At 53.2% G+C, this 26,640-nt stretch carries 19 protein-coding genes and 1 riboswitch; all 19 genes read left to right on the top strand.

The window, feature by feature from the left end; genetic code table 11:
* The first annotated feature begins 48 nt into the window (after positions 1-48).
* The 19 genes from dnaG (at position 49) to JUF13_RS04960 (ending at position 26,446) form a co-directional block, all read left to right on the top strand.
* Positions 49-1,896 (top strand): DNA primase, encoded by a 1,848-nt coding sequence (dnaG, locus tag JUF13_RS04870; protein WP_203638098.1) that lies wholly within the window; start codon positions 49-51, stop codon positions 1,894-1,896.
* A gap of 10 nt (positions 1,897-1,906) precedes the next feature.
* Complete coding sequence (gene rpoD, locus JUF13_RS04875; protein ID WP_373300787.1) at positions 1,907-3,037, top strand: RNA polymerase sigma factor RpoD; 1,131 nt, start codon at positions 1,907-1,909, stop codon at positions 3,035-3,037.
* A 405-nt stretch (positions 3,038-3,442) separates the two neighbouring features.
* Positions 3,443-3,964 carry an RrF2 family transcriptional regulator gene (locus JUF13_RS04880; protein WP_203638102.1) on the top strand — a complete coding sequence of 174 codons (522 nt, stop codon included), beginning with the start codon at positions 3,443-3,445 and terminating at the stop codon, positions 3,962-3,964.
* Between the two features lie 406 nt (positions 3,965-4,370).
* Positions 4,371-7,640 (top strand): MMPL family transporter, encoded by a 3,270-nt coding sequence (locus JUF13_RS04885; RefSeq protein WP_236002675.1) that lies wholly within the window; start codon positions 4,371-4,373, stop codon positions 7,638-7,640.
* Between the two features lie 260 nt (positions 7,641-7,900).
* Complete coding sequence (locus tag JUF13_RS04890; protein WP_203638106.1) at positions 7,901-8,212, top strand: PadR family transcriptional regulator; 312 nt, start codon at positions 7,901-7,903, stop codon at positions 8,210-8,212.
* 13 nt (positions 8,213-8,225) lie between these two features.
* Positions 8,226-8,843 carry a DUF2812 domain-containing protein gene (locus JUF13_RS04895; protein WP_203638108.1) on the top strand — a complete coding sequence of 206 codons (618 nt, stop codon included), beginning with the start codon at positions 8,226-8,228 and terminating at the stop codon, positions 8,841-8,843.
* A 599-nt stretch (positions 8,844-9,442) separates the two neighbouring features.
* Positions 9,443-10,150 (top strand): tRNA (adenine(22)-N(1))-methyltransferase, encoded by a 708-nt coding sequence (locus JUF13_RS04900; protein ID WP_203638110.1) that lies wholly within the window; start codon positions 9,443-9,445, stop codon positions 10,148-10,150.
* Positions 10,137-10,943 carry a Nif3-like dinuclear metal center hexameric protein gene (locus JUF13_RS04905; RefSeq protein ID WP_203638112.1) on the top strand — a complete coding sequence of 269 codons (807 nt, stop codon included), beginning with the start codon at positions 10,137-10,139 and terminating at the stop codon, positions 10,941-10,943. The genes JUF13_RS04900 and JUF13_RS04905 overlap by 14 nt, the downstream gene beginning before the upstream one ends.
* Before the next feature lie 56 nt (positions 10,944-10,999).
* On the top strand, positions 11,000-12,241 hold the full coding sequence (gene pepT, locus JUF13_RS04910; protein WP_203638114.1) for a peptidase T: 1,242 nt from the start codon (positions 11,000-11,002) through the stop codon (positions 12,239-12,241).
* A 200-nt stretch (positions 12,242-12,441) separates the two neighbouring features.
* A complete protein-coding gene (clpB, locus tag JUF13_RS04915; RefSeq protein WP_203638116.1) occupies positions 12,442-15,054 on the top strand; it encodes an ATP-dependent chaperone ClpB in 2,613 nt (870 codons plus the stop codon).
* Between the two features lie 146 nt (positions 15,055-15,200).
* Positions 15,201-18,584 carry a DNA polymerase III subunit alpha gene (gene dnaE / locus JUF13_RS04920; RefSeq protein WP_203638118.1) on the top strand — a complete coding sequence of 1,128 codons (3,384 nt, stop codon included), beginning with the start codon at positions 15,201-15,203 and terminating at the stop codon, positions 18,582-18,584.
* Between the two features lie 93 nt (positions 18,585-18,677).
* On the top strand, positions 18,678-19,394 hold the full coding sequence (locus JUF13_RS04925) for a transaldolase (RefSeq protein ID WP_203638120.1): 717 nt from the start codon (positions 18,678-18,680) through the stop codon (positions 19,392-19,394).
* 402 nt (positions 19,395-19,796) lie between these two features.
* A complete protein-coding gene (gene pyk, locus JUF13_RS04930; RefSeq protein ID WP_125762713.1) occupies positions 19,797-21,554 on the top strand; it encodes a pyruvate kinase in 1,758 nt (585 codons plus the stop codon).
* A gap of 228 nt (positions 21,555-21,782) precedes the next feature.
* Entirely contained in the window at positions 21,783-22,682 is a 900-nt protein-coding gene (locus JUF13_RS04935; protein WP_203638122.1) for a CvfB family protein, read from the top strand.
* A 391-nt stretch (positions 22,683-23,073) separates the two neighbouring features.
* Positions 23,074-23,970 carry a site-specific tyrosine recombinase XerD gene (gene xerD / locus JUF13_RS04940; protein WP_203638123.1) on the top strand — a complete coding sequence of 299 codons (897 nt, stop codon included), beginning with the start codon at positions 23,074-23,076 and terminating at the stop codon, positions 23,968-23,970.
* A 37-nt stretch (positions 23,971-24,007) separates the two neighbouring features.
* A complete protein-coding gene (locus JUF13_RS04945) occupies positions 24,008-24,403 on the top strand; it encodes an N-acetyltransferase (protein ID WP_203638124.1) in 396 nt (131 codons plus the stop codon).
* Positions 24,357-25,145, top strand: coding sequence for a segregation and condensation protein A (locus JUF13_RS04950; RefSeq protein WP_203638125.1), 789 nt, complete (start codon positions 24,357-24,359; stop codon positions 25,143-25,145). Before JUF13_RS04945 ends, JUF13_RS04950 begins: the two co-directional genes overlap by 47 nt.
* Positions 25,123-25,722, top strand: a complete 600-nt coding sequence (gene scpB, locus JUF13_RS04955) for an SMC-Scp complex subunit ScpB (RefSeq protein ID WP_203638126.1) — start codon at positions 25,123-25,125, stop codon at positions 25,720-25,722. The genes JUF13_RS04950 and scpB overlap by 23 nt, the downstream gene beginning before the upstream one ends.
* A 1-nt stretch (position 25,723) precedes the next feature.
* Complete coding sequence (locus JUF13_RS04960; RefSeq protein WP_203638127.1) at positions 25,724-26,446, top strand: pseudouridine synthase; 723 nt, start codon at positions 25,724-25,726, stop codon at positions 26,444-26,446.
* Positions 26,447-26,505: 59 nt separating this feature from the next.
* Positions 26,506-26,624: riboswitch (FMN riboswitch) on the top strand.
* Positions 26,625-26,640: the final 16 nt, after the last annotated feature.

Genomic DNA, 26,640 nt, shown 5'->3' on the forward strand with positions numbered 1-26,640 from the left:
TTTTCAAGGCTACGGGCGCAACGGGATTCACGGTAAGGGAGTGATGGTGTGGCGAAGATACCCGAAGACGTGATTGAAACGGTGCGAACGGCGACCAATATTGCTGATGTGGTCGGCCAGTACGTCCAGCTCAAGAAGTCAGGGAAGAATCTGTTTGGTCTCTGTCCCTTTCATGAGGAACGGACGCCCTCGTTTTCCGTGTCGGAAGACAAACAGATCTTTCACTGTTTTAGTTGTGGCCGCGGGGGCAACGTATTCAAGTTTCTGATGGAACTAGAACATGTCAGCTTTCCCGAGGCCGTCGTCAAGGTCGCTGACTTTAGTCACGTCGACCTCGACAGCGAGTACCGCCAGGACGCGGCGGGGCCCAAGATGGACTCCAAGACCAGTCAACTCATCGATCTACAGGAACAAGCGGCCAAACTTTATCATCACATCTTGGTAAACACCGAGGCGGGTGAACCAGCGCTGAATTACCTGCATGATCGGGGCTTGACGGACGAGACCATCGAGGCCTATCAACTGGGGTTTGCCCCCAGCCAACGCCTCTTAAAACCCTTCTTTGACCAGCACGAGAGCGACTATCAACTGCTGCGTCAATCGGGTCTCTTCATTGAAAATGCCGAAGGGGAGTTACGGGACCGCTTTACGGAGCGGGCGATGTTTCCCCTGCGGAATGCCAGTGGGCACGTGGTGGCCTTCTCGGGGCGTCTGATCAAAAAGGCCGATGACCAGCCGAAATACTTAAACAGCCCGGAAACGCCGCTGTTTAACAAGAGTCGACTGCTATTCAACTTTGATTTGGCGCGTCCAGCCATTCGGCAAGCGGGGGAAGTCACCCTGTTTGAAGGCTACATGGATGTCATTTCCGCCACTCAAGCGGGAGTGAACAACGGCATCGCCTCCATGGGGACCAGCCTGACCACCGAGCAAATCTACGCGATCGAACGAACCACGGATAAGCTCAACGTGTGTTACGATGGAGATGAACCCGGTCAACGGGCCATCTCCCGGGCGTTGACGCTGTTGGGACAGCACAGTCACCTGAATCTAAGCGTCATTCAGTTACCAGAGGGGCAAGACCCCGACGAGTATCGCCGGGCGCACGGTGACGAGGCCTTTCGGCAAATGCTGACGACGGCTAAGGAGCCGCCCCTGCAGTTCAATCTGCGGTTCTTACGGCGTAATCGGGCACTGGATACCGACAGCGAGCAATTGGACTATGTGAATCAAATCATGCCGCTGTTGGTCCAGGTTCAAGAACCCGTTGAGTTGGATATGTATTTAAACCAAGTCGCCAACGAGTTTCACATCGACAAGGCTGCCTTACAGGCGCAACTCAAGCAAACGCAGCGGGATTCCGCGGCCAAGCAAGAGCGCGAGCGTCCTCGGCAGGCGGCCCAAGCACAAGCGGCGCCACCCGAGTCGCCTGTGACCGTGCATCAACAGCAACGGCCACTGACGCGGCTCGAACGGGCCGAACGCCTGTTACTGGTCCGCTTGCTCCACGACCGCAACGTCTGGGCAAAGGTCAGCAACATTGACGGGTTCAGCTTTGTGCACGATGATTATCAAGTGATCTATACCTTGGCCCAAGGTTATTTCCAAACGCATCAAACCTACCGTACTGCGCAGTTCACGGACTTCTTAAAGGAAGACCGGCTGCAGCAGATCGTCATCGATTTAGAAACGGCAACTTACGCGGCGGTCACCCCGCGTGAGATTGATGACTATTTAGCAATCATTATGGATGAGGCTCCGGTCGAGGAACAACTCCGCCAGAAGAAAAATCAACTGGCGCAGGCCTCGCGACTCGGAGATGCCGAACAACAACGGCAATTAGTCATTGAGATTGTTCAACTGGAGCAACAGCGCCAGGCGAACAAGCAACTTTAGTCTAGGGGGTATTTTAATGGCAAAAAAGACCACGGATCAACCAATGTTTGACCAAAAAGCATACAACAAGACGGTGCGCGCCTTAATCAAGGACAATAAGAAAATCGGGCACATCACGTACGATGACCTGACGGATAAGGTGGCAACACCGTACACGCTGGATGCTAAGCAGATGGACAAGTTACTTGAAACCATTTCCGATTCCGGAATCAGCGTGGTTGATGCTAAGGGTGAGCCAGATGCACGGGCCGTTAAAGCCCAAAAGGCCGTTTCCAAGAAAGAATTAAAGGAAGCCTCCACGACCAGTGGGGTCAAAATCAATGACCCTGTCCGGATGTATTTGAAAGAAATCGGCCGGGTCAACCTGTTAACGGCGGACGAAGAAGTCGCCTTAGCCTTACGGATTGAAAACGGTGAAGAAGAAGCCAAGCAAGAATTAGCCGAAGCCAACTTACGGCTGGTTGTTTCTATTGCGAAGCGGTACGTGGGTCGGGGGATGCAATTCCTGGACTTGATCCAAGAAGGGAACATGGGTCTGATGAAGGCCGTCGAGAAATTCGACTACCGGAAAGGGTTCAAGTTCTCAACCTACGCCACTTGGTGGATTCGGCAAGCCATTACACGGGCAATCGCTGACCAAGCGCGGACCATTCGGATCCCCGTTCACATGGTCGAAACCATTAACAAGTTAATCCGGATTCAACGGCAATTACTCCAAGACTTAGGGCGGGAACCAACGCCTGAAGAAATTGGGGCCGAAATGGATATGCCAACGGAAAAGGTTCGTGAGATCTTGAAGATCGCGCAAGAACCCGTTTCCTTGGAAACCCCAATTGGTGAAGAGGACGACTCTCACCTGGGGGACTTCATTGAAGATCAAGATGCCACGAGTCCTGCCGACCACGCCGCCTACGAACTCTTAAAGGAACAGTTGGAAAGTGTCTTGGACACTCTGACTGACCGGGAAGAGAACGTCTTGCGGTTACGGTTTGGCTTGGACGATGGCCGGACGCGGACTTTGGAAGAAGTCGGCAAGGTCTTCGGGGTTACCCGTGAACGGATTCGTCAAATCGAAGCCAAGGCGCTGCGCAAGTTACGCCACCCATCACGGAGCAAGCAATTAAAAGACTTTTTGGAATAGAAATACACAAATCCTCACGACAACGAGACGGTTGTTGTGGGGATTTTTTTCGTGTCTGCAGGACAATGCTGACCGACTTTGCTCATTAACTTCTGGCATAATCGGGGGTATTGGGGATTGCTTCACGGGGATTAGTGGTTGCCGTTGAGACGAACCAGTTTTCTTAAAAAATCACGAACTTTTCGTCTTGAATTAGAGCGGCAAAGGACGAGATGGACAGGTAGAAAAGCCGGTAGTCCAACGTTTAGCAACCCTAGCCGTTGTGAAATCGTTTACATAAAGGAATAATCTGCATAAATGTCATTTATTGGGTCAAAAGTCTTGAAAATTCGCTTAAAGGGGATATAATGTATCTCGTTTAGAATTTCTGTTTTCACAAACTTTTTTCTAGAAAGGAGGTGCGTTGTGAAAGCCAAACCGAGTTTGGAGCAGGCCCTCTGTATTGTCGCGTTATTGGGCGTTCAGGACCGCGAGATTCCCCTACATAGTCGATTGGTAGCGGAACGACTGGGGATTTCCACCAGTTATTTGAAGAAAATCGTGCAAAAGCTAGCTAGCGCCGACATCGTGAAGACGACGGCCGGCCGTGATGGCGGCATTGTGTTGACCCGCGACCCGCAGGCGATTACGTTGTTAGACGTCTTCAATGCGATTGAGGGGGCGTCATCCTTCGTGAAGAACAGTGGCCTGGTCAAGAAGGTCTTTGACTTCGATCAAAAGGCCGCCTTCATGCAGACCTATGGGTTAAAGGACCTCAAGGATTCCCAGCCGGTGGCCAACGTCTTGGCCGTCTTTGGCAATGCCGAGCAGCGTTTCCGCCAGCAACTGGCCACGTTAAGTATCGGGGATGTCCTACCAACTTCAGAGAATCAACCACTGGAATTGGACTGGACGACCTGGATCGTTAACCAGCGCCCGACCGATTAGTGGGTGAATGAAACATCAGCGTTAAGTGAACAGGCACAATGAGTGTCGATTGAATCATATAAATCATTCGATTAATTGTTGTGTGAATAGGTTCCCACCAGTCATAGTTGTGAAAGGTCGGTTCGACCGACAAAAAATTAGTAAACAGTATTAGTGACCAGAGGCAAATCAATCTGGTCAGCTGTGTCGATGGACTTGACTGAGGGGGTCTTCTCAGTCTAGAGCATGGGGCGACCTTGGAAACTCGCGAACTTCAGCGAGATTTCAAGGCGAGGTGCCAGACCGCTTCTCAGGCTGGCACCGGTCCCCACAGCAGGCCAGATTGCATTTGCCGGCGGAAACGAAATTTATCATCAACTATTTAATAATTATTTTTAATTTTTTAGGAGGTTTTCCCGTGCGCTGGATGAATAAGCACTACATCTGGAACGTTATCGGCTGGCTGGTCATCGTGATCTTAGCCGTCGTCACGATTCCAAACATGAGCAAATTGGTGGCTGACAAGGGGCAAATTACCGTGCCCAGCAGCTACCAAAGTACGCGTGCCACCAACATGCAAAAGCAGTGGGGGCGCTCGCAACGTGGCACCACTGCCGTCGTGGTGGTCTTTAGCAATGGTGATTCTGCCCTAACCAGTTCGCAGAACACCCAGATCGATCAGACCATTCAACGAATCAAGAACCACGAAGATCAGTATCAAATTCGCTCGATGACCGCGGCTAGTGATAGCTCAACGGCGGCGTCTCAACTGATTTCCAAGGATAAGAGTACCCAACTCTTACAGCTGAACGTGCACAAGAGCTCGCGTCACTCCGTTTCCGCAATTCGCTCGCAGATCACCAAGCTGGCCAAGACCAGTGGGGTAAAGACCTACGTGACCGGGGCGGATGTCTTGAACCAAGACTTCTCCGATGCCACGCAGGCCGGGGTCCAGAAGACTGAAATCATTGCCGCCATCTTTATCTTCCTGGTGCTCTGGTTAGTCTTCCGGTCACCCGTGACGCCGCTATTTTCTCTCTTAACGGTCGGCGTTTCCGTAATCACGTCGATCTCCGTGGTTGCCAACCTGGTTGACCGCTTTAACTTCCCGTTCTCCAACTTCACGGAAGTCTTCATCGTTATCGTGTTATTTGGGATTGGGACCGACTACAACATCCTGCTATATAACGAGTTTCGAGAGCGACTCGCGAGTGGGAAGGATAAATTCACCGCGACCAAGGAAGCCATTAAGATTGGTGGTCGTACGGTACTCTATTCCGGTTTGTCCGTCTTAATCGGGATGAGTGTGCTGGGCTTTGCCAACTTCTCACTGTACAAGTCCGCCGTCGGAATTGCCGTCGGGGTCGTGGTCTTACTGGCCGTGCTCCTGACACTGAACCCATTCTTCATGGCTATCTGTGGCAAGCACCTATTCTGGCCCATCAAGAAGTTCCAGGGTGAGGGCGATAGCCGCCTCTGGCACGGGATGGCCAAGCATGCCATGATTCGACCGGTCATTACCTTGATTGTGACCGGAATCGTCTTCATTCCACTAGCCCTTTCGTCTCACGGGACGTTGGACTACGATAACCTGGTTGAAATCGGGGATAACGTTCCCGCCAAGCAAGGGTTCAAGGTTGTTCAGAATCACTTCTCCAAGGGGACGGCCGAACCCACTACGATTTACATTCAAAGTGATCATAAGTTAGACAATGAAAAATCCCTGTTACTGGTTGACCGCCTGACGAAACAACTCCAGGCCTCGACCGGCGTCAAGACCGTGGCTTCCGTCACCCAACCCGGTGGGAAGGCCATCAAAGCCCTGTATGTCCGGAATCAAATGAGTTCGGTCACGAGCGGTTTGGTCAAGGCTCAAAAGGGTGTCAACAAGGTTAACAAGGGCTTGAAGTCGGCCAACAGCCAACTCAGCAAGCAAAATGTTTCCGGAGCCGTGAAGGATGCTAACAAGCTGGCGTCCGGGGCCCAAGAAGTTAGCACCGGGACCTCCCAACTGCAGTCAGCGATTTCGCAGGTCTCGACCGGGGTCAACTCACTGAACAGTCAGGTCTCCTCCGCATCCGGTGGCCAACAAGCTGCGCAGTTAGCCCAATTGGAAGCCGCCTTGCCACAGTTGAACGCGGCCATTCAACAACTGAACACCCAAGTGTCAGCTAGTTCCACCAGTACCAGTGGCGTGACAGGTTCCCTGTCCACCATCGGCACGAAGACGCAAGACATTGCCACGCAACTCCAGAACATCAAGAGTTCCGTTGGCAATTTGCCAAGTGTCAGCGCCAGTTCCGTCGCCGCAGCCTTCAGTGCGCAGGGCGTGCCGTTATCTGCCGCTCAGAAGCAGGTCTTAGCCGGCGTCTTGCAAAAGCAAACCGCTGCACAAACGCAATTGAAGTCTGCCCTGAGTAGCTCACTGACCCAAATCGGCAGTGACGCCTCAGCCATTGGCTCGGCCGACCAGAGTGTCGCCGGTCAATTACAATCGTTGCAGGGGTCCACGGCCACGCTGCAAAGTGCCGTGGCAACCTTGGCGCAAAAGTCTAACGTGGTTTTACCGGGTGCCGCGACCGCCTTACAATCGGCCAGTGCCCAGAGCACGCAATTAGCCAGTGCCACGAGTCAATTGTCTAGCGCGATGTTTACTATCAACGGTAAGATGCCAAGCTTGGTTTCCGGGGCCAGTCAAGTGGCTGCCGGCAACCAGACCATGGCGGAAAAGTTAGCCGCGATGAGTAAGCAACTGACCGCCTTACGCAAGGGTCTGACCTCCGCCAGCACCGGATTGACGCAAGTCTCAAGCGGGGTTGGCACGGCCAACGTTTACCTGAAGGGCCTGCAAAAGTCCGCCGCGGCCGAAACGTTCTACATCCCCAACAAGCAGTTGCACGGGAGCACGTTTAAGGAGTCGCTGGACACCTACATGGCGCCGAACAAGAAGATCACCAAGTTAACGGTCGTGTTGGATGACGACCCAAGTTCCGCCGCTGCCATGGCCCGCTTACCACAATTGGAAAAGGTCGTGACCGGTTCACTGAAGGGGACGAGCCTGAGTGGCGCCAAGGTTGCCTTTGGCGGGAACACCTCCCAGACCAACGATATCAACGAAATGGCTTCCAGTGACTTTACGCGGACGGTCATCATCATGTTAGCCGGTATCTTTGTCGCACTGATGGTGGTTACCCGTTCACTGGTTCAACCGATCGTGATCGAAGGGATCTTACTGCTCGCCTACTCTGGGTCCTTAACCATTGTTCACTGGTTAGTAGATCCCGTGCTGGGGACCGACATGTTGACGTGGAACACACCATTCTTCACGTTTGTCATGCTGATTTCCTTAGGGGTCGACTACTCGATCTTCCTGATGCGCAAGTACCGGGAGTATCTGCACGAACCGGGCGCAACCAGCGACAAGATGTTGCGTGCCGCTACGGTGATCGGGACGGTCGTCATTTCCGCCGGGGTCATCCTGAGTGGGACGTTTGCCGCCTTGATTCCTTCCGGGGTCATGACGCTGATTCAAATCGCCTTGGCCGTGATCATCGGGATCATCCTGCTGGTCATCCTGTTACCAATCGTGATGCCAGCCGTGATGAAGATCACCTACCCGTACCCCTACTCCAAAATGAGTGAGGCACCGGTAAATGACGAAGACAACGCGCAACCAACGCGTCGGAATCAGAAGTAAATTTAAACTTTAACCAGATAAATCTGAAGGCGTTCGTTGTCCCTGAAATGGGGATGGCGGACGCCTTTTTGCGGGCCTTTAATATAATATTGCCAGAGAAAACCTAATCTTAGAGAGTTAAGCGTCATTAGTGAAGGGACTTCAAGGTTTATGGTAGGTGAGACTCGCTTGACAAAGACACAATGTACAGTTAGGCTGTATATAGTTGAGCTGTATAAAGTTCGACTTTACATATTGCAGATCAGGTCAGGAGAAGGAAAATGGCACGAGATAAAAATTTGCCGCTGACTGAGACGACGTATTACATCCTGTTGGCGCTCACCCAGCCACTTCACGGCTATGGGGCCATTCAGGAGATTGAACGGCTTAGTCAGGGAACTGTCAAGATTGCGGCGGGAACGATGTACGGGGCAACGGAGAATCTGTTGAAATTGAAGTGGATCAAAGAGGTCCCGAGTAATGACAAACGCCGTCGCGTGTATCGCATCACTGCGGCTGGACAAGCAATCTTACAGTTGGAAACACAACGATTACGGGGCTTGGGGAAGCTTGCCGAGAAGTTTGGGTATTAGGGAGGAACGGGACATGAAAAAATTTCACGTATTTTTAGATCTTAACGACGAGGAAGACTGGATCAACGCCATTCAGGAACGCGGCTACCGCTTGGATTGGGTGAATCCCTACCTGCACTGTTATGCGTTTCAGAAACTGGCTAACACTGATCAGTTCAGCCCCTATACGCGATTAGATTTTCGGGATAGGGGGATGAACCGGCGTCATTACCAGGACTATCGTCAACTCTTTAGCGATAGCGGTTGGCGACTCATTGCTGGGAGTCGGCATGGTGGTATCCAATATTTCCAACAGCGGACGGTGGCGTCAGACCGTGATATCTTTTCGGACGAGCGGTCCAGGGGTAGGAGTCGCCGACGGTTCGCCCGCTTCAGTTTGTATTATGCTGTTTTTCTGTTGAGTTACGTTTTCTTCTATTGGCAGACCACGGATAATCTTAATTTCTTCGATATCAAAAGCTGGTATCTCACACCGGGACTGTGGCAAATGCCGAGTGAGCTGTTCTGGAAAGCCATTGTCTTTGAGACACCGTTTGCTTTAATGCGCGTGGGGGTGTTTTACGTCTTCCTGATTGTCGGTCTCTATAACCTGGGCCGGGCGATTCACAGTGGTTATCGCTGGCAGGGGTGATTCGGGATACATGGGTCAGCTAAAATGAGAATTAAGGAATGTTTTTCTTACTGAGATGGTAAATGATTCAATCAAGTTTATGTATGGTTACCTGAATAACTGAGATATTGAATTGTCAGGAGTACAGGCAATATTTTGGGCTTGAGTTGTTTGCTATTGGCTAGAAACGCAAACTATAAAAATAGAGGAAGTAACAGAACATGGATACCATGTACATCTTGACGGGATGCAGGGGTGCATAGCTATTGGGAAGCGCCAGTCACTAAGCTAATTGCTAGTTAAAATACTATGTGAGTGACTAGAGGTGGGCCAAGTTGGCCAGCTGTGTCGGTGTTGTTGGCTGGGGTCCTTTCCCAGCCTAGAACACGGGACGACCTTTGAGACCGTCCTTTGGCTCAAAGTCGAGGTGAAAGCCCGCTTCTCAGGCTGGAACCGATCCCATAGCAGGCCGACTTGAGCCCACCGCCGGGAACGGTAAGTCACATTAGTTTTAACCAGCAATTCTGGCTATTCAATTGCCGGTTGGTAGCTTATACTTAAGTATGAATTTACGGGGTTACCAATCACGGCGGCCCCGTCACAGAAAGGAAGATTACCCCATGGATGCAGACCATCTCTCACAACGCCTGGCCACAGTTGCCAGCTATGTCCCACAGGGCGCGCGCCTCGCCGATATCGGCACCGACCACGCCTATTTACCAGTTAACCTGGCCAAACGGGGCGTCATCACCAGCGGAGTTGCCGGTGAAGTTGTGCCTGGCCCCTTTAAGAACGCTGAACACGAAATTCACAAGGAAAACCTGAGCGAGCAAATCACGGCGCGCTTGGCCAATGGACTTCAGGCCATCGAACCCACCGACCACATTGATACGGTGGCGATTGCCGGGATGGGCGGCACGTTGATCACCCAGATTTTGACGCAGGACTTCGACCGTTTGGCTGGGGTGCAACGCCTGATCTTACAGCCCAACGTGGGCGAGTCTAACGTCCGCCAATTTTTGATGACCCACGGCTTTCAACTGGTCACCGAGAATCTGGTCAGTGAGGACGGGCACGACTACGAAATCCTAGTTGCCGACCGGCAGGAAAATCCAACCCAGTATGGTGAAGAAGACCTGCACTTTGGGCCATATTTGTTAGCCGACCACAGTCCCGTCTTCGTGGCGAAATGGCAACGCGAGCTTGCTCGGACCGAAGCCGTCTTGCAACAGGTCGAGTCCGCCAACGAGGTGCCCGCAGAAAAGGTGGCATCCCTGAAAGCTAAAATCAGTGAAATCAAGGAGGTCTTGCAACGTGTTGGTGCGTGAGTTAGTCGAACGATTTGAACAATTTGCTCCCAAGACATGGGCAGAGCCGGGTGATCCAATCGGCCTACAACTGGGAAACCTGGATGCGCCGGTCCATAAGGTGCTGGTCACGTTGGACGTGCGGCCCGAGGTCGTCGATGAGGCGATTCGCCAGGGTGCAGACTTTATCTTTGCCCATCACCCCATGATGTTTCATCCGGCCAAGAACCTGGACCTGAGCGTGCCCCAAAACCAGATGTACGCCACGCTATTGAAGCACGACATCACGGTGTACGGCGCCCATACCAATTTGGACAGCGCGCCCGGTGGCATGAATGACTGGTTGGCGACGGCCCTGAAGCTACAGGATACCACCGGATTGGTACCCAGCAATGGCAGCACTGCCACGCCAGATATCATGATGGGGCGTATCGGCGACCTGGCTCAGGCCATGACGGTCGTCGAGTTCGCCCAGTATTGTAAAGAAGTCTTTCACGTCGGTGGCCTGCGGGTCATCAGCCGCACACCGGATGCCCCGGTCAAACGGGTCGCCGTTTTGGGCGGTTCTGGTGGGCCGTTCTATCAAGCGGCGTTGGCCAAGGGCGCCGATGCCTACGTGACCGGCGACATTTCGTATCATCCCGGCCATGACATGCTGGCAGTGGGGCTAAACGTCATCGACCCCGGCCACCACATCGAAAGCATCTGCAAGCCCCATCTGACCCAACTTTTCCAGGAGTGGGCGGCAGAGAATAACTGGCCGATCACGGTCCAGGCCTCCATGTTAAATACTGACCCGTTTACTTTTCTTTAGGTAAGAAAACGCGTACACTGAAATGGTAAGTTAACTTAATTGAGGAGTGATTTATTTTGGCAAAGTATGAAAATTTGATTCCCCGGTTTCTGAAATACGTGAAGATTAACACCCGGTCCACGCCCAACGCAACGACCGTTCCGTCCAACGAACGGTTGACGAAATTCGCTGAAGGCCTGGTGGAGGACTTGAAGGCCATTGGCTTAAGCAATGTGCACATCAACGCGCAATCCAGTTACGTTTACGCCACCTTACCCGCGAACACGGACAAGCAGGTGAAAAAACTTGGGTTCATTTCCCACTTTGACACAGCGGACTTCAACAGTGTTGACATCAACCCCCAGTTCGTTGAAAACTACGATGGCCACTCCGTCATCAAGTTGGACGACGCGGGCAAGTACACGTTGGATCCAGCCGTCTTCCCTAATTTGAAAAACTACCAGGGTGACACGCTGATCACCACGGACGGCAGTACCTTGTTGGGTGCCGACGACAAGTCCGGGGTGGCTGAAATCATGGCTTCCGCCGAATACCTGTTGGCTCACCCAGAAATCAAGCACGGTGAAATTGAAATTGGCTTGGGACCCGATGAAGAAATCGGGACCGGGGCCGACCACTTTGACGTCAAGGACTTCGGTGCCGACATCGCCTACACGGTCGATGGGGGCCCATTAGGCCAATTGGAATACGAAACCTTTAACGCCGCCGATGCCCAGGTCGAAATCACGGGGACCAACGTGCACCCGGCCGAAGCTAAAGGGGTCATGGTCAACGCCTCACAAGTTGCCATGGACTTCCACGCGATGCTGCCAGAACACGACCGGCCAGAAAACACGGAAGGGCGTGAAGGCTTCTTCCACCTCTACAGCATGGAAGGGACCGTTGATTCCGCCCACCTGAGCTACATCATCCGAGACCACGACCGTCAGATCTTTGAAGACCGCAAGAAGTTGTTCCAAGGGGTCGCTGACCAGTTGAACAAGGCTTACGGTTCCGACCGCGTAGCCGTGACCATCAAGGACCAGTACTACAACATGCGCGAAGTCATCGAGAAGGACATGACCGTCGTTGACCTGGCTAAGCAAGCCTTAGAAGAATTGGACATCAAGCCACTGATCTTCCCTGTTCGTGGGGGGACTGATGGCTCCAAGATCTCGTTCATGGGACTGCCAACGCCTAACCTGTTTGCCGGTGGGGAAAACATGCACGGCCGGTTCGAATACGTTTCCGAACAGACCATGGAAAAGGCAACCGACGTGATTATCAAGATTGCCCAACTCGCCGAAGCACAGGCATAAATTAATTGGTCAAAATAGGTCAAATTATTTTGATTTGACGCTAAAATCAGTTAGAATATGAGTGAAAAATGGAGGTTAACCTAAGGGTTGCCTCTTTTTTCGACCCGTGAAAAGTAGTTAGCGCGGGGAAAATAAAAAGTTTAAGTTAATGAAGACCAGTGAAATCTGATTAATGAGTAAATCCATGAGGAGGACATGCAATGAATCCAGAAAAAATGACGCAAGCTTTAACCGATGCCTTAACGGAGGCCCAACGGATCGCCATGACCCGCAAACACCAACAGGTCACCGTGGCCCATCTCTTTAAATTTTTAACGCAACCCGGTGAACTCGGTCGTGAGATTTTAGCGTCGGCCGGTGTCGACATCACGGCCATGGATGCAGAATTGGACCGTGAATTAGACAGTATCAGTACCGTCTCCGGGAGTGGCGTGCAGTACGGCCAGGAATTTTCTCGCAACCTGACAGACCTGTTGCAACGTGCGGATGCCGTGAAGGATGGTTACCACGATGACTTTATGGCCGTGGACGTGGTCGTGATTGCTCTGATGCAACTCGGTGGGGAAAGCCTGACCGACTACCTGAAGAGTCAGGGTATCACGCAACAAATGGTCAAGAACGCCGTTGATAAGATGCGTAGCGGTGAACGCGTAACGTCAAAGAACCAAGAAGACCAGTACAAGGCCTTAGAGAAGTATGGGACCGACCTGGTCAAGGCCATGCGCAGCGGCAAGATCGACCCGATCATTGGCCGGGATGAAGAAATCCTGTCCGTGATTCGGATCCTGTCACGCAAGACCAAGAACAATCCCGTTTTAATTGGGGAAGCCGGGGTCGGGAAGACGGCCATCGTGGAAGGCTTGGCCCAACGCATCGTGCGCGGGGATGTCCCCGATAATTTAAAGGACAAGACGATCTTCTCCTTGGACATGGGGGCCCTGATTGCCGGTGCCAAATACCGGGGCGAATTTGAGGAGCGCCTGAAGGCCGTCTTGAAGGAAGTCACCAAGAGCGAAGGCCAGATCATCATGTTCATCGATGAAATCCACAACATTGTGGGTGCCGGCAAGGCCGAGGGCAGCATGGACGCCGGTAACTTGTTGAAGCCGATGCTGGCCCGCGGTGAGCTCCATTTGATTGGGGCGACTACGCTGGATGAATATCGCCAATATTTGGAACAGGACAAGGCGTTAGCGCGGCGGTTCCAACGCGTGCTGGTCAACGAACCCAGTGTTGAGGACACCGTCACGATTCTCCGGGGGATTCGGGAACGCTTTGAAATTCACCATGGCGTGAAGATTCACGATAACGCGTTGATCGCGGCGGCCAAGTTATCTGACCGCTACCTGACCGACCGGTTCCTACCCGACAAGGCCATTGACCTGGTCGACGAGGCCTCGGCTTCCATTCGGGTGGAAATGAATTCGGCCCCAACGGAATTGGACCAGGCCCGCCGACAAATGATGCGGATGCAGGTCGAACAGACTGCGTTGAAGCAGGAAACCGACGAGGCCTCACAACAGCGGTTGACAGAACTGACGAAAGAGTTGGCTGACACCAAGGAAAAGGTCGACAAGTTAAGTGCCCGCTGGAATCAAGAAAAGACGGCCATTCAAAGCGTGGGGGACAAGAAGACCGCCCTCGACACGGCCAAACGCGATTTAGCCAATGCCGAATCTGCCTACGACCTGAACAAGGCCGCCGAACTCCAACACGGGACGATTCCGCGTTTGGAAAAGGAATTGGCCGACCTGGAAAAGCAGGACCAGAACCAAGACTGGCTGGTCTCCGAATCCGTCACGGAAAATGAGATTGCCGCGGTCGTGAGCCGAATGACTGGCATCCCCGTGACCAAGTTGGTCCAGGGCGAGCGGGAGAAGCTGTTGAAACTGGCCGACCGGTTACACGACCGGGTCGTGGGTCAGGACCAAGCCGTTACTGCCGTCGCCGATGCCGTCTTGCGTTCCCGGGCCGGACTACAGGATCCAACCAAGCCGCTGGGCTCCTTCCTCTTCTTAGGCCCAACTGGTGTCGGGAAGACGGAACTGGCCAAGGCCTTAGCCGAGAACCTCTTTGATAGCGAAGACCACATGGTACGGATCGACATGTCCGAGTACATGGAAAAGGCATCCGTGTCCCGGCTGGTCGGGGCAGCCCCCGGGTACGTCGGCTACGAAGAAGGTGGCCAACTGACCGAGGCCGTGCGGCGTAACCCGTACACCATCGTGTTGTTTGATGAAGTGGAAAAGGCCCATCCAGACGTCTTTAACCTGTTGCTGCAAGTCTTAGATGACGGGCGCTTGACGGATAGTCAGGGGCGGACCGTGGACTTCAAGAACACCATTTTGATTATGACCTCTAACCTGGGGTCGGACCTGTTGCTACAGGGGACCGATGATCAGGGACACATCAGTGGGGATGCGCAGAAGCAGGTGGCCCAGTTGCTGCAAGCCCACTTCCGGCCAGAATTCTTGAACCGAATCGACGAGACCATCATGTTCACGCCACTGTCACTGGCCGACGTCCAACAGATCGTGGTCAAATTGATCGCCCATCTGGCCACCCGGCTGCACGAACAGCAGTTGGACCTGACCATCACGCCGGCGGCTCAGACCTGGATCGCCCAGAAGGGTTACCTGCCAGCCTATGGGGCGCGGCCACTACAACGGTTCATCACCACGCACGTGGAAACGCCCTTGGCGCGGAAGCTGATTGCGGGTGAGATCCCAACGAACAGCCTGATCACCATCGATGTGGCCGACGACCAGTTGACCTTCACCCACGAGATTCAGACGGAAACCATTGGTAAATAAGCATTTTAAGGGATTTGACCGTCCATGGCCGGGTCCCTTTTTGACTGGATTTTGCCAGCCACGAACAAATGTTCGTCATCCGCGATTTACCGCATTTTTTCTGGTATAATAGCGATAACGAAACGATAGAGAAAGGAGTACCGGGGATGTTTGTACCGTTACAAGTCTTAAGCACCTACAGTTTATTACAGAGCACGAACCGCATCGACGCACTGGTCCAAACGGCCAAGGACCGGGGCTACTCGGCCTTAGCCCTCACCGACCACAACGTCATGTACGGGGTCGTGGCCTTTTACAATGCCTGTCAACAAGCGGGAATCAAACCGCTGTTAGGCCTCACGTTAAGCGCCCAGGGCATCAGTGACGCCCCCCAGGCCCACGACTGGGTCCTGATCGCCCAGGACTTTACCGGTTATCAGCAGTTGATGCAGCTTTCCACGGCCTACCAGGTCGCAGAAGGTCCGGTCGACCTGACCCAACAGTCCGCCAACCTGAGTCATTTGGACCTGATTGCGCCCCTAGATAGTGAGATCCATCAGCTCCTAGCCGTGGGTGATGTGACGGCCGCCGAACGCGTCGTGCACCAGCTACAGGGCCTAGATCCCCACTTGTCTTTAGGGATTAGCCCAGAAATACCGACGGCGACGCGCGAGACCTTAACCACGTTGGCACAAACGACGCAGGTCCCCCTGGTGGCGTTAGCGCCGGTCGAGTATTTGGACCGCGACGACCATTTTGCCGTGACCGTCTTACGAGCCATTGGGGCCGGGGCGACGTTAACGGACCCGACCGCCGAGCAAGAGACGCTAGGGACCCACTGGTTACGCCCAGCCGCCGAGGAGACCGCGCGGTTTGAAGCCGCCGGTCTAGGGGATGCGGTGGCCGCGACGGGGGAGCTCGCCGCCCAAACGGCCGTGACCCTGAAGTTCCAGCAGCCACAATTGCCCCAATTTCCCACGCCTGATCAGCAGGCCTCCCAGGATTACCTGCGTGAGCTCTGCCAAACGGGGCTTAAACGCCGTCTAGCTCAGAATGCCATTACGGATAGCCAGCCTTACCAGGAGCGCTTAGAACGCGAATTAGGGGTCATTCACCGGATGGGCTTTGACGACTACTTCCTGATTGTCTGGGACGTGATGAACTACGCGCACCAGGCCCACATTCAGACCGGACCGGGGCGGGGATCGGCGGCCGGTTCACTCGTGGCCTACGTTTTAGCCATCACCGAGGTCGACCCGTTGGCCTATGACCTGTTATTCGAACGATTCTTAAACGAGGAACGGGCCCAGATGCCCGATATCGACCTGGATATCCCGGATAACCGCCGGGAACAGGTCTTGCAGTACGTGCATGACAAATACGGCCATACCCGCGTCGCACAGATCATTACCTTTGGGACGCTAGCGACCAAGGCCGCGTTACGGGACGTGGGCCGGGTGCTGGGGATGCCGCCGTATACCATGAGCGACTGGAGCGCGGCCATTCCGCCACAGTTGCACATCACGCTAAAGGAAGCCTATGACCAGTCGCAAAAGCTGCGCAACCTGGTGGCCGACAGCGAGAAGAACCGCCTATTGTTTGAGACGGCCCAAAAACTCGAGGGCCTGCCCCGCCACTACTCGACCCATGCGGCCGGCATCGTGTTGAGCCAGGGACCGTTGACGGACCTGGTGCCACTGCAGCCGGGGAGCGAAGACCTCCTGATGACCCAGTACCCCAAGGATACGGTCGAGGCGGTCGGCCTGTTAAAAATGGATTTCCTGGGACTGCGAAATCTGAGCATTCTTGCCAATACGTTAGCCTTAGTCAAGAAGCAAACGGGCCGTGCGCTCGACCTGAATCAAATCGATTTAAACGACGCCGCAACGTTAGCATTGTTTGCCCAGGGCGAGACCAACGGCGTCTTTCAATTTGAATCATCCGGCATCAAGCGGGTCCTGCGCCAACTCAAACCCAACAGTTTCGAACTGGTCGCCGCGGTCAACGCCCTGTACCGGCCGGGACCCATGGAAAACATCGATACCTTCATCCGCCGAAAGGATGGCAAGGAACAGGTGACCTATGCGGCACCAGTCCTAAAGCCCATCCTGGGACCGACCTATGGCGTGTTAGTGTACCAGGAACAGGTCATGCAGGTCGCGTCTGCCATGGGGGGCTTTTCACTCGGAGAAGCCGATCTGCTCCGGCGGGCCATGAGTAAGAAGAAAAAGCAGACCATGGACGCTATGCAGAAGAAATTTGTGAGTGGCGCGCAACAGTTGGGCTATGCCCCAGCAATCGCTGAACAGGTCTTTGCCTACATGGACCGCTTCGCTAACTACGGGTTCAACCGCTCCCATGCGGTGGCCTATAGCAAATTGGCCTTTCAACTGGCCTACCTGAAGGCCCACTATCCCGGACCATTCTACGCGGCCTTGATGAACTCGGTGATCAACGTGCCGGTCAAGACCAAGGCCTATTTGACCGAGGCCAAGCGCCACGGGGTGACCGTGCTCCCACCGGACATCAACGACTCGACAGCTTACTTCAACTTGCAGGGGGATGCGGTCATCTTCGGGTTGAGTAGCATCAAGGGGGTCCGCCGCGACTTCTTACGGGAGGTCTTAGCCGACCGCCACGAAAACGGACCCTTCAAGGACCTCCACCAATTCTTACAACGGATCGATGCCAAGTACCGTAAGACGGACTTGTTAAACGCGTTGGTCTACGCCGGGGCCTTCGACCATTTCGGTCATAACCGCGCAGAACTCCTGGCTGCCTTGCCAGAATTCATCAGTACCGTGGAACTCTCTGGCGATAACGTCGAACTGTTTGCGGCGTTGGCACCGAAGATCAAACCGGTGCCGGACCTCGACTTGATGACCAAGCTCACCAATGAGGAAGCCGTCTTGGGGGCGTATCTCTCGGGACACCCGGTCGCTCAGTACCAGGCGCTCGCTAAACAACTCCACGCGACGACCATCAGTGACCTGACCGTGAATGCGCGCGTCGTCACGATCCTCTATGTGACCAAGATTCGAACGATTCGCACCAAACGCGGCGAACCGATGGCCTTCGTGACCGGGAGTGACGAGACGGCCGACGTAAGCGTCACCATCTTTCCCAATCAGTTCCGGCAGGTCAGTACCTGGCTGAAGACCGACCAGGTAATTGTCGTACGCGGCAAGGTCGAGCAACAACGGGGCCTACAGATCGTCGCGGACCAGGTGACGTTAGCCGAGGAGATGCTGGTTCGTGAGCAGTCGGCACCACAGGCTAGCTCGTCGCCGCGACCCAAGCAACCGACGTTACCGACGGGGGCCCGCTGGTTCATTCGCGTGGACGTGAATCATGATGATCGGTCGGTGGCCAGACAGCTGGCTCAGTTCTTGACCAGTCATGTCGGTCGGGTGCCCGTCATCGTGTACCAACCGCAGACGGATACCAAACGCGTCCTGCCCCAGAGTCAGTGGCTACCGGGGGATGCCCAGTTAAAAGACGCCCTGGAACAACTGATGGGTGCGGGCAACGTTGTTTTACAAAACGGATAGACCAATTTTAATAAAAATACCTCTAGACTATTTGTGTAGGCTTTAGTATGATTATACCAATGCTTAACAAATAGAGAACTGGAGGTTTTTTTAATGGATTTAAACGTGAAGATTTACGCTGATGGGGCCAAGCTGGCCGATATGCAAGCTGTGGCGGCTCAGGGATTGGTTACGGGGTTCACCACGAACCCCAGTTTGATGAAGGCAGCCGGGATCACCGACTACTTAGCTTTTGCCCAGAAGGCCGTGGCCACGTTCCCTGACCAATCGATCAGCTTTGAGGTCTTTGGCAACACCCCCGACCGGATGCTCGCCGAGGCCAAGGTCTTAGCCGGCTTAGGCCAACACGTCGCCGTGAAGGTGCCCATCATCCGGGCCAACGGTGAGGACAATGCCGCGGTCATTCGTGAATTGTCTAACGCTGGGGTCCAGGTCAACGTGACGGCCATCACGACGCTCACCCAGGTCAAATTAGCCGTCGACGCCTTGAACGCCACGGTCGGGGGCATCGTCTCCGTCTTTGCCGGGCGCGTTGCCGACACGGGCGTCGATCCGTTGCCCTTGATGCGCCAGGCCGCTGGACTCTGTCACACCAAGGAACACGTCGAACTGTTGTGGGCCAGCACCCGTGAAGTCTTTAACGTCGTTCAGGCCGAGCAGACCGGCTGTGACATCATCACCGTGCCACCCAAGATCTTAGCCAAGCTCGCTAAATTTGGGACGCCGGCCGTGCAGGTCTCCGTGGACACGGTCAAGACGTTTGATGCGGACATCGCCAGCCTTGGATTTACCATTCCCGTGACGGAATAGGCGGATTCGTCGCGAATCGTGACGGAACTTAAGAAATCCTTACGGTTTGTCGTGTCGAGGGAATGACCAAACGGTGGGGGATGTGCCCATTCGTCGGTCAACCCGATTGGTCTAGTTACTTGATTGGCCTGACAATAAAGCGCTATTTATCTATTCAATAACCTGTTGATTATAAAATCAGCAGGTTTTAAGCTTTCCTGAGGCCCGTCGGCCCGGGGAAAGCGCTTACTTTGAAAAAATATGAACAATCGGCGAAAAATCGGTAAACAAAGGCGACATTAATTTTCAAAAGTGATAGAATAATTCTGGAATCAAATTTGTGCCGAAACTTTTTGTGAGTCTTAATTTGACTAAAGTTATTAAAAATTGTTTCGTGCCAATTCTAAAGGAGAGATTTTTCTAATGAAGAAAACCAAGATCGTAAGTACCCTTGGTCCTGCAAGTACTGACGTTGATACGATTGTTAAGTTGATCGAATCCGGCGCCAACATCTTCCGGTTCAACTTCTCACACGGTGACCACGAGGAACACCTCGGCCGTTTGGAGAACGTTCACAAGGCTGAAAAGATTACTGGTAAGACGGTTGGTATCATGTTGGATACGAAGGGTGCCGAAATCCGGACCACTGTTGAACAGGGCGGTAAGCTCAACTTCAAGACTGGTGACGTATTCCGGATTTCCATGGACGACTCACTCGAAGGAACCAAGGAAAAGATTGCGGTTACTTACCCTGGCTTATACGATGACGTTCACGAAGGCGGCCACGTCTTATTCGATGATGGTTTATTAGACACTGTCGTTGATAAGAAGGACGAAGCAACTAAGGAATTAGTTGTCACTGTTCAAAACGATGGTGTTCTGGGTTCCCGTAAGGGTGTTAACGCTCCTGGCGTTTCCATCAACTTACCAGGGATCACCGAAAAGGATTCCGATGACATTCGTTTTGGTTTGGACCACGAAATCAACTTCATCGCTGCTTCATTCGTTCGGAAGCCACAAGATGTCATGGACATCCGTGAACTCCTCGAAGAAAAGCACATGGAACACGTTCAAATCTTCCCTAAGATCGAATCCCAAGAAGGTATCAACAACTTTGATGACATCATCAAGGTTTCCGATGGTTTAATGGTTGCTCGTGGTGACATGGGTGTCGAAATTCCAACGGAAAACGTGCCTTTGGTACAAAAGGCTTTGATCAAGAAGTGCAACATCTTAGGCAAGCCAGTTATCACCGCTACCCAAATGTTGGACTCCATGCAAGAAAACCCACGTCCTACTCGTGCCGAAGCATCTGACGTTGCCAACGCTGTCTTTGACGGTACTGACGCAACCATGCTTTCTGGTGAAAGTGCTAACGGTGAATACCCAGTACAAGCCGTTGCTACGATGAACCGGATCGATATCAAGGCTGAAAATGCTTTGAAGGACTTTGGTCGTGACAACTTAGACTTCGATAACGGCGACGTTACTGAATCTATCGGTGCTTCCGTTGCCCGTGTTGCTAACCAACTTGGTGTTAAGACCATCGTTGCTGCAACCGAAAGTGGCTACACCGCTAAGATGATCTCTAAGTACCGGCCAGACGCTGATATCTTAGCCGTTACCTTTGACGACCGGACCCGTCGTGGTTTGATGGTCAACTGGGGTGTTTACCCAATCGTTACCGAAAAGCCTTCAAACACTGATGAAATGTTTGACCTGGCTGCAGCCAAGGCCGTTGAAACGGGCTTAGCTAAGGAAGGCGACTTAATCCTGATCACCGCTGGTGTGCCAGTCGGCGAACGTGGGACGACTAACTTGATGAAGATCCAATTGATCGGCTCAAAGTTAGTTCAAGGCCAAGGTGTCGGTGACGACACAGTTATCGGTAAGGCAATCATTGCCAACACCGCTGCTGAAGCCAACGCCAAAGTCGTTGAAGGTGGTATCTTAATTGCTAAGAACACCGACAAAGACTACTTGCCAGCTATCGAAAAGTCTAGCGCCGTTATCGTTGAAAACGGTGGGTTGACTTCTCATGCTGCTGTTGTTGGGATTTCTATGGGGATTCCTGTTATCGTTGGCGCTACTGGTGCCAGCGACAAGATCTCCGATGGTGAATTGATCACCGTTGACTCACGTCGCGGTATCGTTTACCACGGTGCTTCCAACGCGCTTTAATTTGAGATAAACCTGTTATTAAAAAGGATCCTCTGTCGGGGGTCCTTTTTTGCTGTCCAGAAAGTTTGGTCGCGTCCAGCTGGGGGAAGTTCTGACAGCCACAGCAGGTCACACACAACTTAAACAATTTTGTCAGATTAATCCTCGCTAGTTCGGGCGTTTCCGTGTAAAATAAAGGTTAGACACTTTTGACCGGTAGACTGGGAAACCAGTAGAATTGAGGAGATTATGGAAGAACTATTAGGCCGCATCATCGCGGGAAAAGTTACTGATGAAAACGAAAAGGATTACTACGTGCAAGTTTCCGGGACGACTTTTCGGTTAGACAAGGCAGAAATTAAAAAGCCCCTGAAGTTGGGGTCAATTTTCAAAGGATTTGCCTATGAAAATGAAGACCACGACATGCAGATTACCCGGGACGCCCCGGATGCCCAAGTTGACCACTATGGTCTAGGCACGGTCGTTCGGAGCCAACGGACGTTAGGGGTGTTCGTGAACATTGGGCTGCCCAACAAGGATATCGTGGTTTCCCTGGATGATCTACCAGACATCATGGAATTGTGGCCCCAACAAGGTGACAAGCTGCTGATTGCCTTGCGTGAAGACGCCAAGCAACGGCTCTGGGGTGTGCTGGCCGACGGTGATATTTACCAGGCCATTGGCCAACCCGCTAAGAAAAAGATGCAAAATAGCAACGTGACCGCCCGTTCGTACCAATTGAAATTGGTCGGGACGCGGGTCATCACGGATAACTTTGAATTGGGCTTCATTCACCCGTCAGAACGGGAAACGGAACCTCGCCTGGGTGAGGAATTACACGCCCGGGTCATTGGTGTTCACGACGATGGCACCCTGAACCTGTCCCTGCGTCCCCGGACCTACGAGGCTATCGACGACGATTCAGCCATGTTATTAGCCGCACTCCAACACTCGGACGACGGCAAGCTGGACTTCAGCGACAAGTCAGACCCCGCCGACATCAAGGCCTACTTCGGCATCAGCAAGGGTCAGTTCAAGCGGGCCATCGGTCACTTGTTAAAGGATCGGCAAATCACCCAGCACGACGGCGCCCTCTGGTTAAACCAAAGCGCAGCCACCACGGAAAAGACGGACGAATCAGCGGAATAATTAATTTGCGGTTAGTTTAGTGTCGGTCGTAGTTTAATTGAGGTCATACTTGCTTACTGTCAGACTTCATTGTCAGGAGTAAGTGTGAACTAACTGAACATGAGCCGCAGAGTGGGTGAAAATGGGTCCAGTCTTAAGTATAGAATGGATGAGGTTAGGCATGTAATGGGGTTCTCACTGTCTTAGCCGTGAGGGCAGAAAAAATGAACTCAGCCGTGGGAATTCTCTTAGTGGCTTTGCCGCTTAGAGAATTGGACTCTTTGAGACGCATTGCGGCTCAAAGTAAGCCCGGAGACCGCTCTTTGGCTCCGAGCGTCCGCCCACCGCGTTCCGGTTCATTTTTTCTGCCCGGTAAGGCGGCTGGTAAGAACCCAGTTAAGGAGGTGGGTGAATGACGGTATTAGAGAATCAAACGGCCGACTTTGCCCATTACCTAACGGTGGAACAGGGCTTAGCGGCGAATTCCGTGGCCAGCTACACCCAGGAACTGCGGAATTTTAGTCAGTATTTAACGACGAAAAAGGTTGCCGACTTTAAACAAGTTGACCGTCTACAGATTATGGCTTACCTCAGTGCCCAAACGGCTGCCGGTAAGTCCCGCAACTCTGTGATCCACGCGGTGTCGGCGCTACGAAAGTTTTACCGCTACCTGGTGCAGACCCATCAGCTAACAGACAATCCGATGGCCAACGTGGCCGCTCCCAAGCACGCCCAGCATTTGCCGGCCGTGTTGACGGTGGCTGAGGTCGACCGCCTGTTGGCGACCCCCGATACCAGTAACAAGTACGGCTTGCGGGACCGGGCCATTTTAGAGGTCATGTACGCTACTGGCTTGCGGGTGAGCGAGCTGGTCCATTTGAAGCTGGTCGACTTGCACCTGGAGATGGGGCTGATTCAAACCCTAGGGAAGGGCGACAAGGAACGCATCATTCCCATCGGGGACGTAGCGGCAGACTGGATCAACCGGTATTTACAAGATAGCCGGCCGGTCCTGTTGAAGCAGCGGACCAGTCCCTACCTGTTCTTGAATGGGCACGGTGGCGGACTGTCTCGACAAGCCATTTGGCAAAAAATCAAGCATTACGTGGGCTTGGCGGACATCCAAAAGGACGTGACGCCCCATACGTTGCGGCATTCCTTTGCCACGCACATTCTAGAAAATGGGGCGGATCTGCGGGTCGTTCAGGAACTCCTGGGCCACGCGGATATCACTACCACTCAAATTTATACGCATATTTCAAAGAAACGCCTACTAAATGTCTATGACCAGTACCATCCGCGCGCATAGTGTGGTAGAGTAGGTGGACGTTGAACGGAGGGGGACCATGCTACTTAAATATCGTAGCGATTATCAAAAAATTGCGATGGGCCTGCTCAGTCTATTACCCAACTTCAAGGACTGGGACCGGCTCCAACGTGAGCTAGCCTGGTATCAGGGCGGCGACGACCGGTGCCTGTACTTGTGGAAGGACGAAAACGATGACTTTGCCGGGGCATTAGGCACCGAGAGTCAGGGCGACTTTTTAGTTGTTCGGTTGATCACGCTGATGCCAGACAAGCAACTGACGCGCAACACCTGGCAAATGTTAGACCAACTCGCGACGGCGGCCCCAACCAAACGCTTGATGGGGACCTTAACCACCGCCAAGATTATTGCAAAATGGGAGTATCACCATGGACAAAGCCACAACGAACGGCCAGCCACTGATTCAGGTCAGTGACTTCGAGGGCCCATTAGATCTACTGTTACATCTAATTAAAACCAATGAAATGGACATTTATGATATCCGCATCAGTACCATTACCAGTCAATATTTGACCTACCTGCACCAGATGCAGACGCTACGGTTGGATATTGCGGGTGAATATTTTGTCATGGCAGCGAATCTGATGGCCATCAAGGCGAAATTGCTGTTGCCTAAGCCCCAAACGGTTGAACCCATCGATGAAGACGACGGGGGTGACCCTCGTGAAGAGTTGGTCAACCAATTGCTGGAATACCAGCGCTACAAGCAAGCGGCCCAGGAACTGAAGCAACGAGCCGTCGACCGGCAACAACACTTTACCCGGCCGGCCATGGCCGTGCCCGACTCAGTCGCCTTGACCGTGGCGCCCGGCATTCAGCCGAGTGACCTGCAAAATGCCCTGAGTCGCTTGATTCACCGGGCGATGGTTGCCAAGCCAGTGACGCAAAGCATTCACCAAGAGCACTTCACCATCAAGGCCCAGATGACCACGGTGCTGGGACGTTTGCGGCAAGCTAAGGGGCCCGTGGCCTTTGACTACCTGCTGGCCAAGCAGCCGGTCATGGAAGAAATCGTCACCACCTTTTTGGCCGTGTTGGAACTGGCTCGCCAGCGTCAGGTCCGCCTACAACAGGCCGGCCGCCTGGCACCACTACAAGTGAACTTTTTACAAATGGAAGGAAGGTACGCCACCGATGTCACCCCTAGCTCAGATTGAAAGCTTGCTATTCGTCAGCGGTGACGAGGGCATTACGGTTGCGGATTTAGCGGCCGCGACGGGTCTGATGCGGCCGGCCATTCTCGCCAGTCTAGAGAAGCTGGCCCAGAAATATGCCGCCGATGCCGATTCGGCCTTGGAACTCATGGTCAACGACACCACGTACCGGCTGGTCACCAAGGAAGCGACCGCGGACGTCATCAAACACTACTTTGAAAATCCGCTGAGCACCAGTTTGTCGCCGGCCTCCTTAGAAGTGCTGGCCATCATTGCGTATCGCCAGCCGATTACACGAATCGAAGTCGATGAGATTCGTGGGGTCCAGAGCGCCTCGACGGTTCAGAAGCTGGTCTTGCGCCGACTGATTGAAGATGCCGGCCGACTAGATGAGCCCGGTCGGCCCAAGCTGTACCGGACCAGTGCCTACTTCCTGGACTATTTTGGCTTAGAAAAGTTGGCGGATCTACCGCCGTTACCAGCCGCAGCCACGCCTAGTACCAGTGACGAAGCGGACGGCGGTGACCTGTTCTTGCAGGCGTTTAACGAACAGCTCAACCAATCAGGAGATGAAACCTAACATGGAACGTTTACAAAAAGTTTTGGCCCACGACGGGGTTGCTTCACGACGTCAATCAGAAAAATTAATCATGAGTGGCCGCGTCCGGGTCAACGGGACCGTGGTCACGGAACTGGGTACCAAGGTCAGCGCACACGATAAAATCGTGGTCGACGGTGTCCCCGTGACGACGGAAGCGCCCGTTTATATCCTGATGTACAAGCCGCGGAGTGTTATTTCAACGGCCAACGATGACAAGGGCCGCAAGACCGTCGTCGACCTGGTTGAAGGCATCAGCCAACGGATCTACCCGGTCGGCCGGTTGGACTACGATACGGCGGGGCTCTTACTGTTGACCAATGATGGCGAGCTGGCGAACCGCTTGACCCATCCGAAGTACGAGGTCGAAAAGACTTACATTGCCAAGGTTACGGGTATTCCCACGAACGATGAGATGAAGAGCCTGCGCCAGGGTATGACGGTCGAGGGCGAGACCTACGCGCCAGCCAAGGGCAAGATCATTAGCGTGGATGATAAAAAGAAGACGGCCATCGTCTCCTTGACGATTCACGAAGGGAAGAACCATCAAGTCAAGAAGATGCTGGCGGCCGTGGGCTTACCCGTCGAAAAATTAAAGCGGGAACAGTACGGCTTCTTAACGTTAAAGGGGTTAAATGCTGGCGAGTCGCGGCATTTAAAGCCTGAAGAAGTTAAAGAACTCCGACGGTTAACCGGATTAATTTAAAGTAAGCGGTTGACAGCTTTAGAAAATCTTAGTATATTAAGCTTGTAATTAAAATTTAGGTTCATCTTCAGGGCAGGGTGGAATTCCCGACCGGCGGTTAAAGTCCGCGACCCGCGCAAGCGGTGAATTCGGTGTAACTCCGAGACCGACAGTATAGTCTGGTATGCAGAAGATGAGACATTGCTTTTTGCGCA

Origin of the sequence: Levilactobacillus wangkuiensis (genome assembly GCF_016861605.1) — a bacterium.
GTDB lineage: Bacteria > Bacillota > Bacilli > Lactobacillales > Lactobacillaceae > Levilactobacillus > Levilactobacillus wangkuiensis.